Below are 17,054 nucleotides of genomic sequence, written 5' to 3'. Positions count from 1 at the left end.
GATCAGAACCCCACCGCCGCGGCCGGCATCACCTGGGCGAAAGGGCCGCCCAGCGTCAGGTTGTGGTGCTGGATGATGGCACCCGCCGCCAGTGCCGGCGTATCGATCGTGGTATGGGCATCGCCGGCCAGCACAGCCTCGAACCCCAGGTCGCGCGCGGCCCGGCAGGAGGCGTCAACGCAGTATTCCGTCTTCATGCCCGACAGCACCACCCGGCCGATGCCGTGGTCGCGCAGCAGGGCGGCCAGTTCCGTGCCGGCGAAGACGCTGGGCCGCGACTTGCGCACCACCAGGTCGCCGGCCTGGGGCGCCAGTTGTTCCACCAGTTGCCAGTCGGCCGAGCCCGGCGCCGCCCGCGACCCCTGGGGCCCGTCATGCTGGACCAGCACGACCATGCCGCCAGCCCGGCGGGCGCGATCAGCCATGTCCTGGATCCGCACCACGACGCCAGCGCCGCCATGCGGCGGCACAGGGCCGTGCAGCAAGCCCACCTGCATGTCGAGCACGATGAGGGCGGAAGACGAACGACGGGAAGGTTGGGGGCTCATGACGATCTCCGTTCAGGGTTGGAACGGAGGCGCCGCTGGCCATCTCCCCCGTCCCGTTAGGGCGGGGGTTGCGGAACGACCTGGCCTTACGCCGACAAGCCCGTCCCGCACCGCCCGCCGATGGCGGTGGTGGTGACGGTGGTTTTGACGGTCAGGGCGAAAATGGCGTTCATGGCCGACACCATGCGGGCAGCAGGGTAGGACGTCAAGTCCCCTTATCCCGGTCCCGCAACCGCGACGGACCACCAGGTGGCCAAAGGGCGATGGCGCCGGGGCGCGGGCCTGCCGATGCGGGATCATGTCGCGTGCCTGGATGGTCACCCCCCTCGCCCTGGTCATCGAGGGGGCCTATGGTGGCCGTCGTTGGGACCCGCGCCGATACGGGCGTGCATATCGAGGAGAGTTCCCATGGCCCCCGTCGGTCGCCCCCGGAGCGACGCCAGTCACGCCGCCATCCTGAAGGCGACCTATGAGCTGTTGCAGGAGGAGGGCCTGGCCCGGCTGACGCTGGACAAGGTGGCCTGCCGCTCCGGGACATCGCGCAGCACGCTGTACCGCTGGTGGCCCAGCCGCGGCGCCATCGCCATGGAGGCGACGCTGGACACCATCAACCGCGAAATGTCGCTGGAACCCAAGAGCGACAACGCCCTGGCGGAATATCGCCGGCTGTTGAAATCCGTGGCCAAGGCCATGCGCGGCAGCACCGGCCGCATCCTGGCCGGAATCCTGGCGGAATGCCAGCGCGACCCCGAAACCTTGCGCCTGTTCAAGGAAAAGCTGGTGGCCCCCCGCCGGGCGGAGGTGATTCCCCTGCTGGAGCGGGGCATCGCCGACGGGTCCATCCGCCCGGACGTGACCCCGCATACCATCCTGGACATGACCTTCGGCGCCATCTATCACCAGTTGCTGCTGCACATCCCAACCGACGACGCCTGGATGGACGGCGTCATCGACATCCTGGTGAACGGCATCGCGGCCGAGCCGGCCGCCTAGAGTTTTCCGATCTTCGTTGAAAGAGGGAAAAAGGACTGCCCGAAACCAATGTGACAACGTTGTCACAGCATGTCATGATGCCGCCCATAAAAATCATGGGGAGGACCGGAGCGTCATGAACAGAGCCACGACCATACCATCCGGCGCGCGGGGCGCGATCAGCGACGCTTCCAGCCGCCTGCTGTCGCTGGATGCGCTGCGTGGCTTGGCCGTCGCCGGCATGATCCTGGTGGTCAGCCCAGGGGACTGGAACAAGGCCTACGCCCCGCTGAAGCACGCGCCCTGGGACGGCTGGACCCTGGCGGACATGGTGTTTCCCACCTTCCTGTTCAGCGTGGGCCTGGCCATTGCCCTGTCCTTCGCCAAGCTGGCCCAGAACCGGCGGGCGGCGGGGATCAAGATCGTGCGGCGCTGCGCGGCGCTGATCGCGCTGGGGCTGGTGCTGAACGCCCTGCCCTATTTCGACCTGGCGCACCTGCGCCTGCCCGGCATCCTGCAGCGGATCGCCCTGTGCTACGCCCTGGCCGCCTCGCTGTGCCTGGCGACCGCCTCGACGGGGCCGGACGGCTGCGCGGCGGTGAACCGGCGGGCGCTGCTGATCGCCATGGCGATCGTTCTGCTGGGCTATTGGGCGCTGCTGGCCTGGGTGCCGGTGCCGGGTGTGGGGGCGGGGCATCTCGACCCCGACGGCAACCTCGCCTCATGGATCGACCGGGGCGTGTTCACGGTGCCCCACCTCTGGCCCTACGGCACCAATGCGGCCGGCACGGTGGTGTATGATTCCGAGGGATTGCTGTCCACCCTGCCCGCGACGGTCAACGTGCTGGTGGGGGTGCTGGCTGGCACGGTGCTGCGGGCCAACCCGGACGCATCCAAGGGCCGCCCGTTCCTGCTGGCGGCCGCCATCGGCCTGATGGGGATCGGCTTGGCGTTGGATCCGATCTTCGTGATCAACAAACGCATCTGGACCAGCAGCTTCGCCTTGTTCAGCAGCGGTTTCTCGCTGGGCGTGCTGGTCGTCCTGTCGGCCTTGCTGGACCGGGGACCGGCGCCCCTGCCCCACGCGCTGATGCTGCCCTTCCGCGTGCTGGGCGGCAACGCCATCCTGGCCTTCACCCTGTCGCAGATCCTGAGCGCCATCGGCGGTGTGCCCTTCATCGCCAGCCCCGAAGGCCCTATGACCCCGCAGGGCTGGGGCGATGGGTTGGCGGGGGCGGTGATCGCCGACCCCTACCTCGCCTCTTTCGCCTGCGCGCTGGGGATCCTGGGCCTGGTGGTGCTGGCGCTCTTGCCCCTGCATCACCGGGGCCTGCACGTCCGGCTTTAGGCGGCGAGGACGGCCTTCGCCTCAAGCAGCTTGACCAGGGCCAGCAGGGTGCGGTTGGCGGGCGTGGCGATGCCCAGGGCGGCGCCCTGGCGCACGACATGGCCGTTCAGATAATCGATCTCGCTGCGCTTGCCGCGCGCCAAGTCCTGCGCGGTGGAAGAGAATTGGGCGGGCATGGCCGAGGCCAGGGCCATGACCCGGTCCAGGATGTCGTCAGCCACGGCGATGCCCTGGCCACGCGCCACGGCCACAGCCTCCGCCACCACGTCGGCCATGACAGCGCGCACCTCGGGCACGGTCACCATGGTGCCGTAGGTCACCTGCGCCACCGCCGACATGGCATTGTAGGCGCAATTGATGATCAGCTTGTCCCACAAGGCGGCGGTGACGCCGGCTGACACCGTGGCCGGAATGTTGGCCCCCCGCAGCACCTCGGCCAACCGCTCGCTATCCGGGCCGGTGCCCAGGATCAGGTCGCCCCGGCCATGGTGGCGCACATGGGCGGGCCCCGCCATGTCGGTGGCGACATACACCACCACCGGCACCACCGGCCGGCCCAGCACCGCGGCCAGCCGTTCGGCGTTGTCGACGCCGTTCTGCATCGCCAGCACCACGGCGCCCGGCTTCAAATGGGGCAGCAGGGCGCGCCCCGTCGCCTCGGTATCCGCGGACTTCACGCAGAACAGCACCAAGTCGGCATCGGCCAGCGCCTCGGGGCCCGTGGCGGCGCCGACGGCGATCCGGCCGTCGAATCCATCCTTCATCTGCAGCCTTAGGCCCTGCGCGCGCACCGCGTCCACCAGGGCCGGCCGGCCCACCAGGGTGACGGCATGGCCGGCGCGGGCCAGCAGTCCGCCGAAGAAGCAGCCGACGGCGCCCGCCCCCATGACACCGATGTTCATCCTGAGTGTCTCCCTGTGCTGGCGCGTCTTTCGCTACGCGGCGTTGCGGCCAAGGTGCGGGCGGACCGGGGGCGGCGCAACGGCCCATCACTCATCCCTCCCCCGCCGAAAGCGCATCCGCCGGACCGGATCCCGCCCTTCACCGTCCCTGCCGGCCGGGCTATCCTGCCGCCCCATGCCGTCCGCCACCCCCCACGCCACCTCATCCCAAAGCGCCGCCTGGCCGCCCCAGGCGCTGGCGGGGATGGAGTTGTTCCGCGACCTGGACACCAGCGCCCTGGCGGAGGTGATGGCGGCGGCCCTGATCCGCACCGTGCCCCGCCACACCCCCCTGTTCCACCAGGGCGACCCGGCCCATCATTGCCACGCGCTGTTGAGCGGCGGCGTGCGCATCAGCCAGACCAACGCCGCCGGCGCCCAGGTGGCCCTGCGCTTCATCGGCGCCGGCGAGATGTTCGGCAGCGTGCCGCTGTTCACCGACCGCCTTTACCCCGCCGACGCCGAAACCGTGGCCGACAGTGTGGAGATCCGATGGACGGAGGCCGCCCTGCGCCAGCTGATCACCCGTCATCCGGCCATCGCCCTGAACCTGGTGACGGTCATTGGCCGCCGCCTGATGGAGGTGCAGGACCGCCTGCGCGAGGTCACCACCGGCCGGGTGGAGCAGCGCCTGGCCCGCGCCCTGCTGCGCCTGGCGGCCCGCAGCAAGGCGTCGGATGACGGCACGGCCCTGGCCTTCCCCCTGACCCGCAAGGATCTGGCCGAACTGTCCGGCACCACGCTACACACCGCCAGCCGCACGCTGGCCGCCTGGGAGAAGCGCGGCTGGCTGTCCAGCGGCCGCCCCCAGGGACGGCCCCGCATCACCCTGCATGACCTGGCGGCCCTCACGGCCATGGCGGAGGAGGGGGGGCAGTAGGGAAGGTTAGCCCGGGCTCCATTCCGTGGATGGCGACGCAGTTTTATTTGCCATGGATCATCTCCAGGATTTGACCGGTCTGCTTGTCGATCACCACATGCGCCGTACCACCTAGATTGACGCTTAACCAGCCCTGCCGCAGGTGGCCATCGACCACCCACCGGCCATCTTCCAGCTTAGCCGTCAATGGCTTCTCCAATTCTATCTTCGCCTTGCCATACACGGGGATGAGCACGGCTTCAGCGACGGCAATAGCGGTCTGCTCATTGGGGACGTAGCCCGCCTCCGGAAGATAGCTAGCCGCAAATGACACCGTGGCGAACGACCAAGCGGCAGCGAACGCGCACACCCAAACAGCTTTCGGCCGAGAAGCCAGCATTCAGTCCTCTGTCGGCTTGACCTAGTTGTTGCAGACTTTCAGGGGGCTGGAAAATACCACGAGCGCTGGCATCACCAAAATCCCTACCCGCCCGGCTGCGCCACCGCCTATAACGGTCCACCCTGCCCCGTTTGCTGGAGGTTCCCCGTGCCGCGTACCAGGAAAGTCGTCGCGCTGCGCCATGTGGCGTTCGAGGATTTGGGCCTGCTGGCGCCGGTGCTGGCCACGGGCGGATGGATGGTGGAATACCGGGAGGCGCCGGTGGACGACCTGGCCGACCCGGCCCTCGCCGACGCCGACCTGCTGGTGGTGCTGGGCGGGCCCATCGGGGTGTACGAGGAGGAGGCCCACCCCTTCCTCTCCCGGGAAATCGCCCTGCTGGAACGACGGCTGGCGGCCGGACGGCCGGTGCTGGGCATCTGCCTGGGTGCGCAGTTGATGGCCCGGGCCTTGGGCGCCAAGGTCTATGCGGGTCCCGTGAAAGAAATCGGCTGGGGGGCGCTGAACCTGACGGAGGCCGGCCGGGCCTCCTGCCTGGCGCCACTGGGCGAGGTGGGCGCGCAGGTGTTGCATTGGCATGGCGACACCTTCGACCTGCCGGCCGGCGCCGTGCGCCTGGCCAGCAACGACCATTATACCAACCAAGCGTACGGCCATGGCACAAACGCCTTGGCCCTGCAGTTCCATATCGAGGCCGATCCCGCGCGCCTGGACCTGTGGTATGTCGGCCACGCGGCGGAACTGTCGGCCACCGGCCTGTCCATCCCGGACCTGCGGGCCGCAGGCCGTGTGATGGCCGCCCGCGCCGCCGACCAAGCGGAGCGTATCATCACCCCCTGGCTGGCGGGGCTGGGCTGACACCGCCGCCCATTCCGTTTGCGCCTTTTCTTCGTCAGCGCTTTTCAAGGACGCCTGCCCATGTTCCAAGCCCGCACCTGCGACACCCCGCGCGACAAGGCCACGCTGTACAGCGACCTGGCGCTGGACCTGACCGGCCTGCTGACCGATGAGCGCGATGCCATCGCCAACGCCGCCAACCTGTCCGCCCTGCTGTTCACCACCTTGCCGGACCTGAACTGGGCCGGTTTCTACTTCATGCGCAACGCGGCGCCCAAGACCCTGGATGGGGACAACATGGGGGGCACGCGGGAACTGGTACTGGGCCCGTTCCAGGGCAAGCCGGCCTGTGTGCGCATCGCCGTGGGCCGGGGCGTCTGTGGCACCGCGGTGGAAAAGCGCCAGTCCGTGCTGGTGGAGGATGTGCACGCCTTCCCCGGCCACATCGCCTGCGACGCGGCCTCACGTTCGGAACTGGTGGTGCCGCTGATGCTGGACGGCCAGGTTCTCGGCGTCATCGACCTGGACAGCCCCAACCCGGCGCGTTTCGACGCGGAAGACCAGGCCGGTGTCGAGGCCCTGGCGGCGCTGTTCGTTGCCGGCAGCGACTGGCCTTTGTAAGTTGCCCTGCGGGCGGCCCCATCCGGGGCCTTGCCATCCTCGCTCCGCCCTTCGGTGCTCGCTGCGGCGGACGCCGTCGCGTCCTAGCCGGCGGGGCCGGCGCGTCCGTTGCCCTGCGGGCGGCCCCATCCGGGGCCTTGCCATCCTCGCTCCGCCCTTCGGTGCTCGCTGCGGCGGACGCCGTCGCGTCCTAGCCGGCGGGGCCGGCGCGTCCGTTGCCCTGCGGGCGGCCCCATCCGGGGCCTTGCCATCCTCGCTCCGCCCTTCGGTGCTCGCTGCGGCGGACGCCGTCGCGTCCTAGCCGGCGGGGCCGGCGCGTCCGTTGCCCTGCGGGCGGCCCCATCCGGGGCCTTGCCATCCTCGCTCCGCCCTTCGGTGCTCGCTGCGGCGGACGCCGTCGCGTCCTAGCCGGCGGGGCCGGCGCGTCCGTTGCCCTGCGGGCGGCCCCATCCGGGGCCTTGCCATCCTCGCTCCGCCCTTCGGTGGGCCATAGCCATGGCCCGGGAGTTTGCGCCAGCACAACGATGGCCATCGGGGAAAGGGCCACCCTGGACAGGATCGCGCCGGTTGCGGCGCGCCTGTCTGGAGGGTTTTCCCATGGTCCCCGCGTCACGCCCCTATGCCGGCCCCCCGCTGCTGGCCGAGGGCTTCCGTCCCTTCTTCCTGGCGTCGGCGGCGTGGGCCGCCATCGCCTTGCCGATTTGGGTGGCGCTGCTGAGTAGCGGCATCGCGGGGCCGCGGGGGCTGGATCCGCTGGCCTGGCATATCCATGAGATGCTGTTCGGCTTTGTCATGGCGGGGGTGGCGGGTTTCATCCTGACCGCCATACCCAACTGGACCGGCCGGCCGCCTTTGCGCGGCACACCCTTGGGGGCCTTGGTCGCCCTATGGCTGGCGGGCCGGCTGCTGGCACTTACCGCCCTGGTTTCCACACCGCCGGCCATGCTGGTGGGCGCCGTCGACGCCGGGCTGCCCCTGGCGCTGGCCGCCTATGCCGCACGCCAGGTGGTGGCGGCGCGCAACTGGCGCAACCTGATGATGGCCGTGCCGCTGCTGGTGCTGACGGCGGCCGACCTGCTGATGGTGGCGGAGGGGGCCGGCGCCGCCGTGCCCGCTGGGCTGGGCTGGCGCCTGGGGCTGGCCGCCATCGTCATCCTGATTTCCGCCATCGGTGGGCGCATCATTCCGGCCTTCACCCGCAACTGGCTGGTCAAGCGCGGGGCCACGGCCCTGCCCCCGGCCAAGCCCGGCGTGATCGACCGGCTGGCGCTGGCCAGCCTGCATATCGGCCTGCTGGCCTGGGCCTTCCTGGCGAACGGCCACGGCATGGGCCCCCTGGCGGCCGGCGGCCTGCTGCTGACGGCCAGCGCCATCAACCTGGCGCGGCTGGGCCGCTGGCGGGGATGGGCCACCCTGGCCGAGCCGCTGCTGAGCGTCCTGCACCTGGGATATCTGTGGCTGGTGGCGGGTGCCGCCCTGCTGGGCGCCAGCCTGCTCACCAGCGCCGTCCCCACCGCCGCCGCCATCCACGCCCTGACCGCCGGGTCCATCGGCACCATGATGCTGGCGGTCATGAGCCGGGCGTCGCTGGGCCATACCGGCCGCGCCCTCACGGCCGACCGGGTGACGGTCTGGGTCTATGTCCTGGTCAACGGCGCGGCGCTGTCCCGCATCGTCGCCAGCGTGATGGGCGGCCTGCCCCTGTCGCTGCTGGCCCTGTCGGCGCTGGCGTGGATCGCCGCCTTCGTGCTGTTCGCCGGCCGCTACGCCCCGTACTGGTGCCGCCCCCGGCTGACGGCGTGAGGCGGTGCGGGGCCGGCGCGAACCGGCCCCGCACCACGCCATCAATGATACCCGGCGTCGGCCTTCACCTTGCCGCGGAAGACCCAGTAGGACCAGCCGCTGTACAGCAGGATGATGGGCAACAGGAACAGCGTGCCCACCAGCAGGAAGGCCTGGGTGCTTTGCGAGCTGGCGGCCTCCCACAATGAATATTTGTGGGGCACGATGTTGGGCCACAGGCTGATGGCCAGGCCCAGATAGGCGGTGAGGAACAGGCCGATTCCATAAACGAAGGGCCAGGCGTCATGGTTGCGGCCCAGGCTGCGCCATGTCGCCCAGGCCAGTAGCGCGCTGGCGATGGGCACGGGCGCCAGGAAGGCGGTGTTGGGCCAGGTGAACCAGCGCTGGGCGATGTCGGGCTCGGCATACGGCGTCCACAGGCTGACGATGCCGATGCCGGTCAGCACCAGCAGCAGGGCGCGCCGCCCCTGCATCCGCGCCCAGTCCTGCAAGCCGCCCTCGGTCTTCAGGATCAGCCAGCCGGCGCCCAGCAGGGTGTAGCCCGCCATCAAGGCCACGCCCGTCATGACGGAAAAGGGCGTCAGCCAGTCGAAGGAGCCGCCGGTGAACTGGCGGCCTTCGACCTGGAAGCCCTGGATGAAGGCGCCCAGCACCGTTCCCTGCGCGAAGGTGGCGACGGCGGAGCCATAGGCGAAGGCGTTGTCCCAAAAGCCCCGGTGCTCCTTGTCCTTGAAGCGGAACTCGAAGGCCACGCCCCGGAAGATGAGGGCCAGCAGCATGAGCAGGACGGGGAAGTACAGGGCCGGAATGATGATGGCGAAGGCCAGGGGGAAGGCCGCCAGCAGGGCGACGCCCCCCAGGATCAGCCAGGTCTCGTTACCATCCCAGATGGGGGCGATGGAATTCATGATGATGGCGCGCGAGGTGCTGTCCGGGTTCAGGCCGTAGAGCATGCCCACGCCCAGATCGAACCCGTCCAGCAGCACGTAGAAGAAGACACCGGCGCCCAGGATCACCGTCCAGACGCCGACAAGGTCGAGAATGGGGCCGTTCATGGCGCGTGTCCTTCAAGGGAGGGGGAAGCGTCGGGAAGCTGGGCCAGCGGCAGGGCCACCACCGGCTGGGCGGGGCGCCCGCTTTCCACCGGCGTGTCGTTCTGCGCGTCATGGTCCAGCGGGCCGTTGCGCACGATGCGCCGCAGGAACAGCAGGCCGGTGGGATAGATCAGCAGATAGACGGCCAGGTACATCAGCAGGGACAGCAGCACGTCACCGCCGGTCAGCGATGGCGTCACCGAGTCCGCCGTGCGCATCAGGCCATAAACGGTCCAGGGCTGGCGCCCCACCTCCGTCGTCGTCCAGCCGGCCAGGACGGCGACGAAGCCCAGGGGGCCGGCCCATTGCACGCCGCGCAGATACCAACCCGTGCTGTACAATCGGCCGCCCCAGCGCAGCAGCCACCCCACGCCGACGATGGCCAACATCAGCAGACCGGCACCGACCATGACACGGAAGGCCCAATAGACCACCAGCACCGGCGGCCGCTGATCCGCGGGGAAATCCTTCAGCCCCTTCACGGCCCCATCCCAGTGATGGGTGAGGTAAAGGCTGCCCAGCTTGGGCACGGTGATTTCCCAATGGTTGGTTTCCGCCTTCTGGTCGGGAAAGCCGAAGAGGGAGGCGGGAACGCCCTGCCCGCCCTCCCACAACCCTTCCATGGCGGCCAGCTTGGCCGGCTGGTGTTCCAGGGTGTTCAGGCCGTGCATGTCGCCCAGCACGATCTGCAACGGCACGAACAGGGTGAGGAAGCCCAGCGCCATGCGCATCATCACCCGCCCTTCCTCCGGGAAGCGGCCCTGGCGCAGGGTGTAGGCGCCCACCGCCAGGACGACGAACGCGGTGGTGACATAGAAGCCGCTGACCACATGGGCCAGGCGATAGGGGAAGCTGGGGCTGAAAATGATGTCCACCCAGCTGGCCGGGAAGAAGCGCCCGTCGATGACGGTGTAGCCTTGGGGGGTCTGCATCCAGCTGTTCACCGCCAGGATCCAGAAGGTGGAGAGCAGGGTGCCCAGGGCCACCATGCTGGCGGCCACGAAATGGGCCCAGGGCGGCACCAGCTTGCGCCCGAACAGCAGCACGCCCAGGAAGGCGGCCTCCAGGAAGAAGGCCGTCAGCCCTTCATAGGCGAACAGCGGCCCCACCACGTTGGACACGGCATCGGTGAAACGGCTCCAGTTCGTGCCGAACTGGAAGGGCATGACGATGCCGCTGACCACGCCCATGCCGAAGGTGACGGCGAAGACGCGGATCCAGAATTTGGAAATCCGCAGGTAAACGGGCTTGGCGGTCCAGGCGTGCAAGCCTTCCAGCATGGCGATGTAGGAAGCGATGCCCACGGTGAAGGCCGGCAGCAGGATATGCCAGGCCACCACCCAGACGAATTGCACGCGGGACAGAATCAACGGATCCAGCAAACTGTCGGTAGACATGGGACTGGTCTCCTTCTCGGATGCCGCCGGGCTCCGGTGCCGCTGGAGACGGCCATCCGGTTGCAAAGACCCCCGACGCTCACAGGCGGACAGGATCCGCTTAGGCGGGCGAACCGTCCATCGGTCGAATTGTCTAAGGCCTGCGGGGCTTTGAAGGATTGAAGGATTGAATGGAAAAATGACGGCGGCGGTCAGAATATGGACCATTCCCATAAAGCGGCGTCGCCTGTGAACACCAGCCGGAGATAGCGGGCCCGTACCGGATGCGAAACGATGACGGGGGAGCCTTGGCCCGTCTGATCGGGGGTGATCCGTTTCCAGGTCCGTCCATCATCCGATGCCTCGACATGGAAATGATAAACGTGGGTCGGATACTCCGGCAGGAGGCGGCTTTCCTTGATGGATCGCACCGCCCCCAAATCCGCCGTCAACACCGGGGCTTCACCCGGGGCGGGCTTCCACAAGGTGGCGTAATTGTCGTCACCGGCCCGGGCCGGGCCGTGCAGACCATCGCCACCGCCCACCGCTCGCCACCTCAATCCAATGGTGCGATGGGGCGCGAACCCGGCCACCGGCGCGCCATGGCTGGGGATGACCCGCCGCAACAGGCCGTCGGCACCGAAGTCCAAACGGTCCACCACGACCTGACGCAACACCGCGGCATCGGCCGGGGGAAAGGGCAGCGCCTGACGGTGATACAGGATGTAGGTCTGCCCGCCGGAGCGGAAAACGGCGTGATGTCCCGGGCTGATGATCTGCTTGTCGGCATCGGTCGCCAGCAAGGGATTACCGGGCGCCTCGGTGAACGGACCCAGCGGGGATTCCCCCACGGCGTACCGGACCTGATAGGTGCCGGCGATGGTGTTGCCATCGCTGTACATCAGGAAATAGCGGTCGCCGGCCTTCACCATGAACGGCGCCTCGAAGTAATGCCCCGGCGTGACATCCCGCGGCTGCCCGTCGAAGGAAACCATGTCGGGGTTCAGCCGGACCACGAAGCAGTGCCCATTGACCCAGTTCAGTCCCGAGCCCCAATAGAGATACGCTTGGCCGTCATCGTCGATGAAGGCCTCGGCGTCGATCATATGGTATCCGGGGATGAAGTTGCCCGGGATCAAGGGCTTGCCGCCGTTGGCGTCCCGCCAGGGGCCGGCAGGCGTGGGGGCGGTGCCGACCCATACCTCGCTGCCCACCGAGACATACATCCACCACCGCCCATCCCGGCCCTGGACCACCGAGGGCGCCCAGACCTTGGCGTCGCCGGAGGTTGGGCTGGTCGCCGCGGCCTTGGCGGGCCAGTCCGGCGTGGAAAAGGTCCAGTCCCGGCCATTGTCGGACTGCCACAATCCCAGGCGGTCGTCCCCCCAGGGGTCCAGGGTGGTGAAGACATACCATCGCCCCTGCCAGTGCACGATGGACGGGTCGGCGGCATAACCGGGCAGCAAGGGATTGCCTTGCCCAGGCGCGTCCCACCCAGGCGCGGCCAATGGGGGTTCCGCACCGTGCGCCGCCTGGGTGAAGGTCGCGGCCAACAGGAGAAGCGCCATCAGCGCCCGGCGGGCCACAGCCCTTGGCCCCGTGGGGCGGTTGCCGCCCGTCGATGTCCATCCCCTCATAAGGACTCTCCCCAAGGCTGAAAACCAGCGTCCACGCGGGTGCGGATGAACTCCCCATGGCTGGGCAGCCGCTGAACCGCAGCGGCGGTCACCGCGGCGATTCTGTCCAGCCTGGCCCGGGCCTCCGTCTCCGGCATGCCGTCGGCCAGGGGATCGTAACCCTGTGCCATCAGGCCCTGGCCCTGCATGACCGCCAGCCAACTGGTCTTGGTGAACAGGTCGTCCGCCTCGCGGAAGACACGGCCGGTGGCGCGGTAGATGCGCAGGCGTTCGGCCAGGGTTTCCGGCACGTCCATGGTCCGGACTTGGGTCCAATACGGGGTATCGGCCCGCTCCGTGGCATGGAAATGCAGGATCACGAAGTCGCGCACGCCATCGAATTCGGCGGCCATCAAGCGGTTGTAGCGGCGGATGTCCGCCGGCTCGAACGCGCGGGTGGGCAACATTTCCAAAAACCGGGCGATGCCGGCCTGGATCAGGTGGATGCTGGTGGATTCCAGGGGCTCCAGGAAGCCGGCGGCCAATCCCAGAGCGACGCAGTTCTTGACCCAGAAGGCGTCCCGCCGGCCGGTGCGGAAGCGCAGCAGGCGCGGCTCCGCCAAGGCCACGCCATCAAGATTGGCCATCAGCGTCGCCACGGCCCCGTCATCGGACAGATGGGCGCTGGAGTAGACATAGCCATTGCCGATGCGGTTGCGCAGGGGAATGCGCCATTGCCAGCCGGCGTCGCGGGCCGTCGACCGGGTGTAGGGCGTGAACGACCCGCCCGGCGCGCACGGAACGGCCACCGCCCGGTCGTTGGGCAGCCAGTGCCCCCAGTCCTGGAACCCCGCCCCCAGGGCATCGGCGATCAACAATCCCCGGAAACCGGAACAGTCGATGAAAAAGTCGGCGGTCACGCGCGTGCCACAGGACAGCGTCACCGCCTCGATGAACCCATCGGGCCGCAGGTCCACCGCCGTCACGCGCCCCTCGCGCCGGGTGACGCCGGCGGCCTCGGCATGGGTGCGCAACAGCTGGGCGTAAAGCGCCGCGTCGAAATGGAAGGCGTAGCTGATGCGGGACAGCGGGGTGTTGTCGCCCTGCGTCGGCCGCGCGAAGCGGCCAGCCGCCGCGGCGGCGGCGCAAATGGAATAAGCGTCCAGCGGCGCCGCCATCCCCCGCGGCCATAGCTTGTGCCACAGGCCATCAAAGGGAACGGGGCCGAAATCGACCCCATGGTCCCCGAAGGGATGGAAGTAGCGGTGCCCCGGCCTTAGCCAATCAATGAAGTCGATGCCCAGCTTGAAGGTGCCCTGGGTGGCGCGCAGGAAGTCATCCTCATTGATGCCCAGCATGGCGTTGAAGGCCTGGATGGGCGGAATGGTCGCCTCCCCCACCCCGACGGTGCCGATCTCCTCCGACTCCACCAGGGTTATGGCCGGGCCGTGGCGGCCCAGAACCCGGGCCAGCGCGGCGGCCGCCATCCAGCCGGCGGTGCCGCCGCCGATGATCGCGATATGTCCAAGCGGTCCGTTCAGGCTCACGATGCCACACTCTTCCAGGAAAAGGCGCCGGTGTGGTCGGGGTGACCACACCGGCAAGGAAGGGACTCAGTAGGTCGCGCGGACGGAAACGCCAAACCGGCGGTCATTCAGCGTGTATTGCAACGGCTGGCTTGGGGTGTCGATGTAGGTGACGCTCATGCTGTTGGTGAGATTGACGGCGTCGAACGTCACAGCGACATGGCTCGACAGGTTCAGGCTGACCGAGGCGTCGAGGGTGGAATAGGCTTTCTGGTACTGCATCGTGCCGTTGGCGCCGCTGCCGGTCGTGGTATCGAAGTAAGGACCACGCCAGTTCCAGGCGAGCCGGGCCGAAACCGGCCCCTTTTCATAAAGCCCGACCAGATTGTAGCTGTGCCTGGACAGCTTCTCCAACGGCCGCAGCGTCGTGATCGGGTTGCCCGACGCATCGTGGGTGGTGAAATCCACGGCGCTGTACGCATAGGTGTAGTTCGCCTGGAAGCCGAGGCCGCTGAGCAAACCGGGCAGGAAATCGAAGAACTGCTGGTAGGCCACCTCGAAGCCTTTGATTGAACCGCCACCCGCGTTGGCGGACGTGGCCGTGTCATAGGCCCGGCCGTCATAGGTCCTGACGACGTTGTCCCCGAAGATGAAGCCGTTCGTCTCCTTATAGAACAAGCCGGCCGTCAACGACCCGGTGGAGGAAAAATACCACTCCGCCGTCAGATCATAATTATCTGATTTAATCGGATCGAGGTTGGGGTTGCCCTGACTGGCGCTGGGGCGTCCGGTCAGCGGGTTGATCTGGTTGGCGGCGTTCAGGGTCAGGTTGGTTGAAAGCTGATCGAAATTGGGCCGCGTGATGGCTTTCGAATAGGCGCCCCGGATCTGGAATTCGTCGGTGGGGCGGAAGCGGATGTTGAAACTGGGCAGCGGCGACAGATAGGACTTGTCGGTCGCGATCTGCTGGGTCGTACCGTTGGCGTTGAACTGGGTGCCGGTCGAGGTGAGCTTGGTTTGGGCGAGACGGACGCCGACATTGCCGTCGACCGGCATCCCGATCAGTTCCGTCTCGTAATCCGCGGTCACGTACCCGGCCACGGTCTTTTCGTTCAGGGTGGTGATGTCCGCCGGCGAGAAGCTCAACTTGCGCTGGGCGCCCAGCAGGGCGTAGGTGGACCCCAGGCTGTTCCAGAGGCTGGAACCCGGCAGGAATTCCGGATACAGCACCCCGCCCGGCAGCGTGCGCCCGTCGAAGAAATTCGCCGAGGGGCCGGATTTGAACAGTTGCGGATACTGGCTGAGGGGCGGCAGCGCGGTGCCGTCCGGGGCGCTGCAGCTCGGATCGGCGGCGGCATCGCGGTACAGGCAGACGCCATTCCAGGTGCCGCGCAAGGTGATGTTGCTGTCGGTATACCGGGCGCCCGCCCGCAAGCGATTGAAGAAGCTGCCCGAATTGTCATAGTCGACGTCATAGGCCAGCGCGGTCTGGTCGGCGTCGTTGCGGGTCAGGGAGTCGGCGATGAACGGCACCGTGTAGTTGCTGACATTGGTCAGCAGCGCCGGATTGCGGACATTCCACACCGGGGTGTCGCCGCGCAGGTCAAAGTCGATGATGGATTGGTTGGGTCCGGTGAACCCCGTTTCCCCCGTCTTTTGATGCAGCGAGAGGACCAGGCCATTCCGGTCGGCGTCGTAGCGCGACTTCATGTACTGCGCATCGAACTTCATGGTCAGGTGGGACGTGGTCGCCCAGGAGACGTTGAAGGTCGCGTTGGTGGAGTCCGTGTCCAGGGCCTGGTCAAACCGGCCGGCCTCGAAAATCTGGTTGGAGATCGAACCGCTGGTCGCGTAGCCGTCGCTGCCGAAGGTGAAGGCGGCGCCCGGCGTGGGGGCGGGGGTCGACGAGTTGTCGATGGGATAGTAGTACGCGCCCGTGCGGTCGAACTTATACTTCGTGTACTGCACCTGCGACGTCACCATCAGGTCGGAGTTGATCCGCCACTGATAGGCGCCGGCCACGCCAATGCGCTCACGGTCGCCATTGTCATCATAAATCTGCAAGCCAAGCGGCACCTTGGCATTGCTGGGGGCATTGGGGATGAGGCCGGCGGGCACGTCCGCCTGCTGCCCCACCAGGATCGCGTCCTGGCGGTAGTCGCTCTTGCCATAGACGGCATTGAGCAGGAAGCCCATCTCACCGACGCCGGTCTGTTCGCGGTCGCTGTAGAGGGCCGAGGCGGAACCGCCGAACTTGTCGGCGCGGTCGTAATAATTGCCTTTCACGGTGGCGCTGACGATTTGGTCGGGCGCGTCGAACGGCAATCGGGTGCGTAGGTTGATGGCGCCGCCCACGCCCCCCTCGATCATGGAGGCGGGCGGGTTCTTGTAAACGTCGATCCCGGCCAGCAGCTCCGGCGGAATGCCTTCGAGGTCGAAAGACCGGCTTCCCGCGGCGGAGAACACGGCCCGCCCATCCATCAGGTTCAGGGTCTGGGTCAAGCCGCGCACCGTGACCGCCGGCTGCGTGCGGTGGTCGAAGTCCGTCGCCCCCTCGCCATAGCGCCGCTGGATCTGCACGCCGGTGATACGCTGCAAGGCCTCGATGGTGTTCGCGTCCGGCAGCTTGCCGATATCTTCCGCCTGGACGGAGTCGACGATTTGATCGGCGTTGCGCTTGATGGCCTGGGCCGAGCCCAAAGCGGCGCGGGCGCCCGTGACAATGATTTCTTCCAGTTCCCCGGTGTCGGTCGACGGCTTCCCCTGGGGCGGGTTTTCCGCCGTTTGAGCCATGGACTGCTGCGCCCAAGCCGGATGTGAAAAAGCCATGAGGGCGACGACGGCAACGGATGGGCCTGCCATCCGGTGCACCTTGGCACGCTTCATTTTGATCCTCCCGTTTTATGCCCTGTTCTCCGGGACACCTGTTCGCCCGGATATCTTATTTTGTATGATTAATATACCAAGGCTATTTGTCATACAAGTTCAAATTTGCAAGCGTTCGCCGAAGCGGCACGGGAAAGACCGTAGGGCATGCGGCAAAGGGTTAGGAATCCCAGGCCCGCCGAGCGCCCAGCCCGCTGGCACGGAAGAAATAATCACATCTTTACAAA

General features: G+C 67.7%; 15 protein-coding genes. 6 read left to right on the top strand and 9 right to left on the bottom strand.

The features are described from left to right. Positions 1–2 precede the first annotated feature (2 nt). Both ULB03_RS02310 and ULB03_RS02305 read right to left on the bottom strand, forming a co-directional pair. Positions 3–548, bottom strand: a complete 546-nt coding sequence (locus tag ULB03_RS02310) for a cysteine hydrolase family protein (RefSeq protein WP_322481708.1) — start codon at positions 546–548, stop codon at positions 3–5. A gap of 86 nt (positions 549–634) precedes the next feature. Continuing rightward, positions 635–757 carry a hypothetical protein gene (locus ULB03_RS02305; RefSeq protein WP_322481707.1) on the bottom strand — a complete coding sequence of 41 codons (123 nt, stop codon included), beginning with the start codon at positions 755–757 and terminating at the stop codon, positions 635–637. Between the two features lie 199 nt (positions 758–956). Here ULB03_RS02305 and ULB03_RS02300 point away from each other — a divergent pair, with 199 nt between their 5' ends. Next, positions 957–1,541 (top strand): TetR/AcrR family transcriptional regulator, encoded by a 585-nt coding sequence (locus tag ULB03_RS02300; RefSeq protein ID WP_322481706.1) that lies wholly within the window; start codon positions 957–959, stop codon positions 1,539–1,541. Positions 1,542–1,656: 115 nt separating this feature from the next. Further along, positions 1,657–2,868 (top strand): acyltransferase family protein, encoded by a 1,212-nt coding sequence (locus tag ULB03_RS02295; protein ID WP_322481705.1) that lies wholly within the window; start codon positions 1,657–1,659, stop codon positions 2,866–2,868. On the opposite strand, the gene ULB03_RS02290 is transcribed toward ULB03_RS02295, so the two are convergent. Continuing rightward, a complete protein-coding gene (locus ULB03_RS02290) occupies positions 2,865–3,770 on the bottom strand; it encodes a ketopantoate reductase family protein (protein ID WP_322481704.1) in 906 nt (301 codons plus the stop codon). The two genes, ULB03_RS02295 and ULB03_RS02290, sit on opposite strands and share 4 nt — an antisense overlap. A 175-nt stretch (positions 3,771–3,945) precedes the next feature. On the opposite strand from ULB03_RS02290, the gene ULB03_RS02285 reads away from it, so the two are divergent. After that, the gene (locus ULB03_RS02285; protein ID WP_322481703.1) at positions 3,946–4,689 is read left to right on the top strand and encodes a Crp/Fnr family transcriptional regulator; all 744 of its coding nucleotides are present in this window, start codon (positions 3,946–3,948) and stop codon (positions 4,687–4,689) included. A 43-nt stretch (positions 4,690–4,732) separates the two neighbouring features. Here ULB03_RS02285 and ULB03_RS02280 read toward each other — a convergent pair whose 3' ends face one another. Then, the gene (locus ULB03_RS02280) at positions 4,733–5,068 is read right to left on the bottom strand and encodes a YbbC/YhhH family protein (RefSeq protein WP_322481702.1); all 336 of its coding nucleotides are present in this window, start codon (positions 5,066–5,068) and stop codon (positions 4,733–4,735) included. A gap of 147 nt (positions 5,069–5,215) precedes the next feature. Between ULB03_RS02280 and ULB03_RS02275 the strand changes: the two genes are divergently transcribed. The 3 genes from ULB03_RS02275 to ULB03_RS02265 all read left to right on the top strand — a co-directional run bounded on the left by ULB03_RS02275 (position 5,216) and on the right by ULB03_RS02265 (position 8,329). Continuing rightward, positions 5,216–5,926: a glutamine amidotransferase gene (locus ULB03_RS02275; RefSeq protein ID WP_322481701.1), complete on the top strand. Its 711-nt coding sequence runs from the start codon at positions 5,216–5,218 to the stop codon at positions 5,924–5,926. 60 nt (positions 5,927–5,986) lie between these two features. Continuing rightward, the gene (locus ULB03_RS02270; RefSeq protein ID WP_322481700.1) at positions 5,987–6,526 is read left to right on the top strand and encodes a GAF domain-containing protein; all 540 of its coding nucleotides are present in this window, start codon (positions 5,987–5,989) and stop codon (positions 6,524–6,526) included. Between the two features lie 597 nt (positions 6,527–7,123). Beyond that, positions 7,124–8,329: an NnrS family protein gene (locus ULB03_RS02265; RefSeq protein ID WP_322481699.1), complete on the top strand. Its 1,206-nt coding sequence runs from the start codon at positions 7,124–7,126 to the stop codon at positions 8,327–8,329. Between the two features lie 41 nt (positions 8,330–8,370). Here ULB03_RS02265 and cydB read toward each other — a convergent pair whose 3' ends face one another. The 5 genes from cydB to ULB03_RS02240 form a co-directional block, all read right to left on the bottom strand. Beyond that, positions 8,371–9,384, bottom strand: coding sequence for a cytochrome d ubiquinol oxidase subunit II (cydB, locus tag ULB03_RS02260; RefSeq protein ID WP_322481698.1), 1,014 nt, complete (start codon positions 9,382–9,384; stop codon positions 8,371–8,373). Then, a complete protein-coding gene (locus ULB03_RS02255) occupies positions 9,381–10,820 on the bottom strand; it encodes a cytochrome ubiquinol oxidase subunit I (protein WP_322481697.1) in 1,440 nt (479 codons plus the stop codon). The genes cydB and ULB03_RS02255 overlap by 4 nt, the downstream gene beginning before the upstream one ends. Before the next feature lie 191 nt (positions 10,821–11,011). Then, the gene (locus ULB03_RS02250; RefSeq protein ID WP_322481696.1) at positions 11,012–12,436 is read right to left on the bottom strand and encodes a family 43 glycosylhydrolase; all 1,425 of its coding nucleotides are present in this window, start codon (positions 12,434–12,436) and stop codon (positions 11,012–11,014) included. Further along, entirely contained in the window at positions 12,433–13,962 is a 1,530-nt protein-coding gene (locus ULB03_RS02245; protein WP_322481695.1) for a tryptophan halogenase family protein, read from the bottom strand. The genes ULB03_RS02250 and ULB03_RS02245 overlap by 4 nt, the downstream gene beginning before the upstream one ends. A 66-nt stretch (positions 13,963–14,028) precedes the next feature. Then, positions 14,029–16,734, bottom strand: a complete 2,706-nt coding sequence (locus ULB03_RS02240; RefSeq protein ID WP_322481694.1) for a TonB-dependent receptor — start codon at positions 16,732–16,734, stop codon at positions 14,029–14,031. Positions 16,735–17,054 lie beyond the last annotated feature (320 nt).

It is taken from the genome of Nitrospirillum goiasense, assembly GCF_034427435.1.
Classification (GTDB): Bacteria; Pseudomonadota; Alphaproteobacteria; order Azospirillales; family Azospirillaceae; genus Nitrospirillum.
The sequence above is the reverse complement of the archived record's forward strand: the minus strand, read 5'-3'. Positions and strand labels throughout refer to the sequence as shown.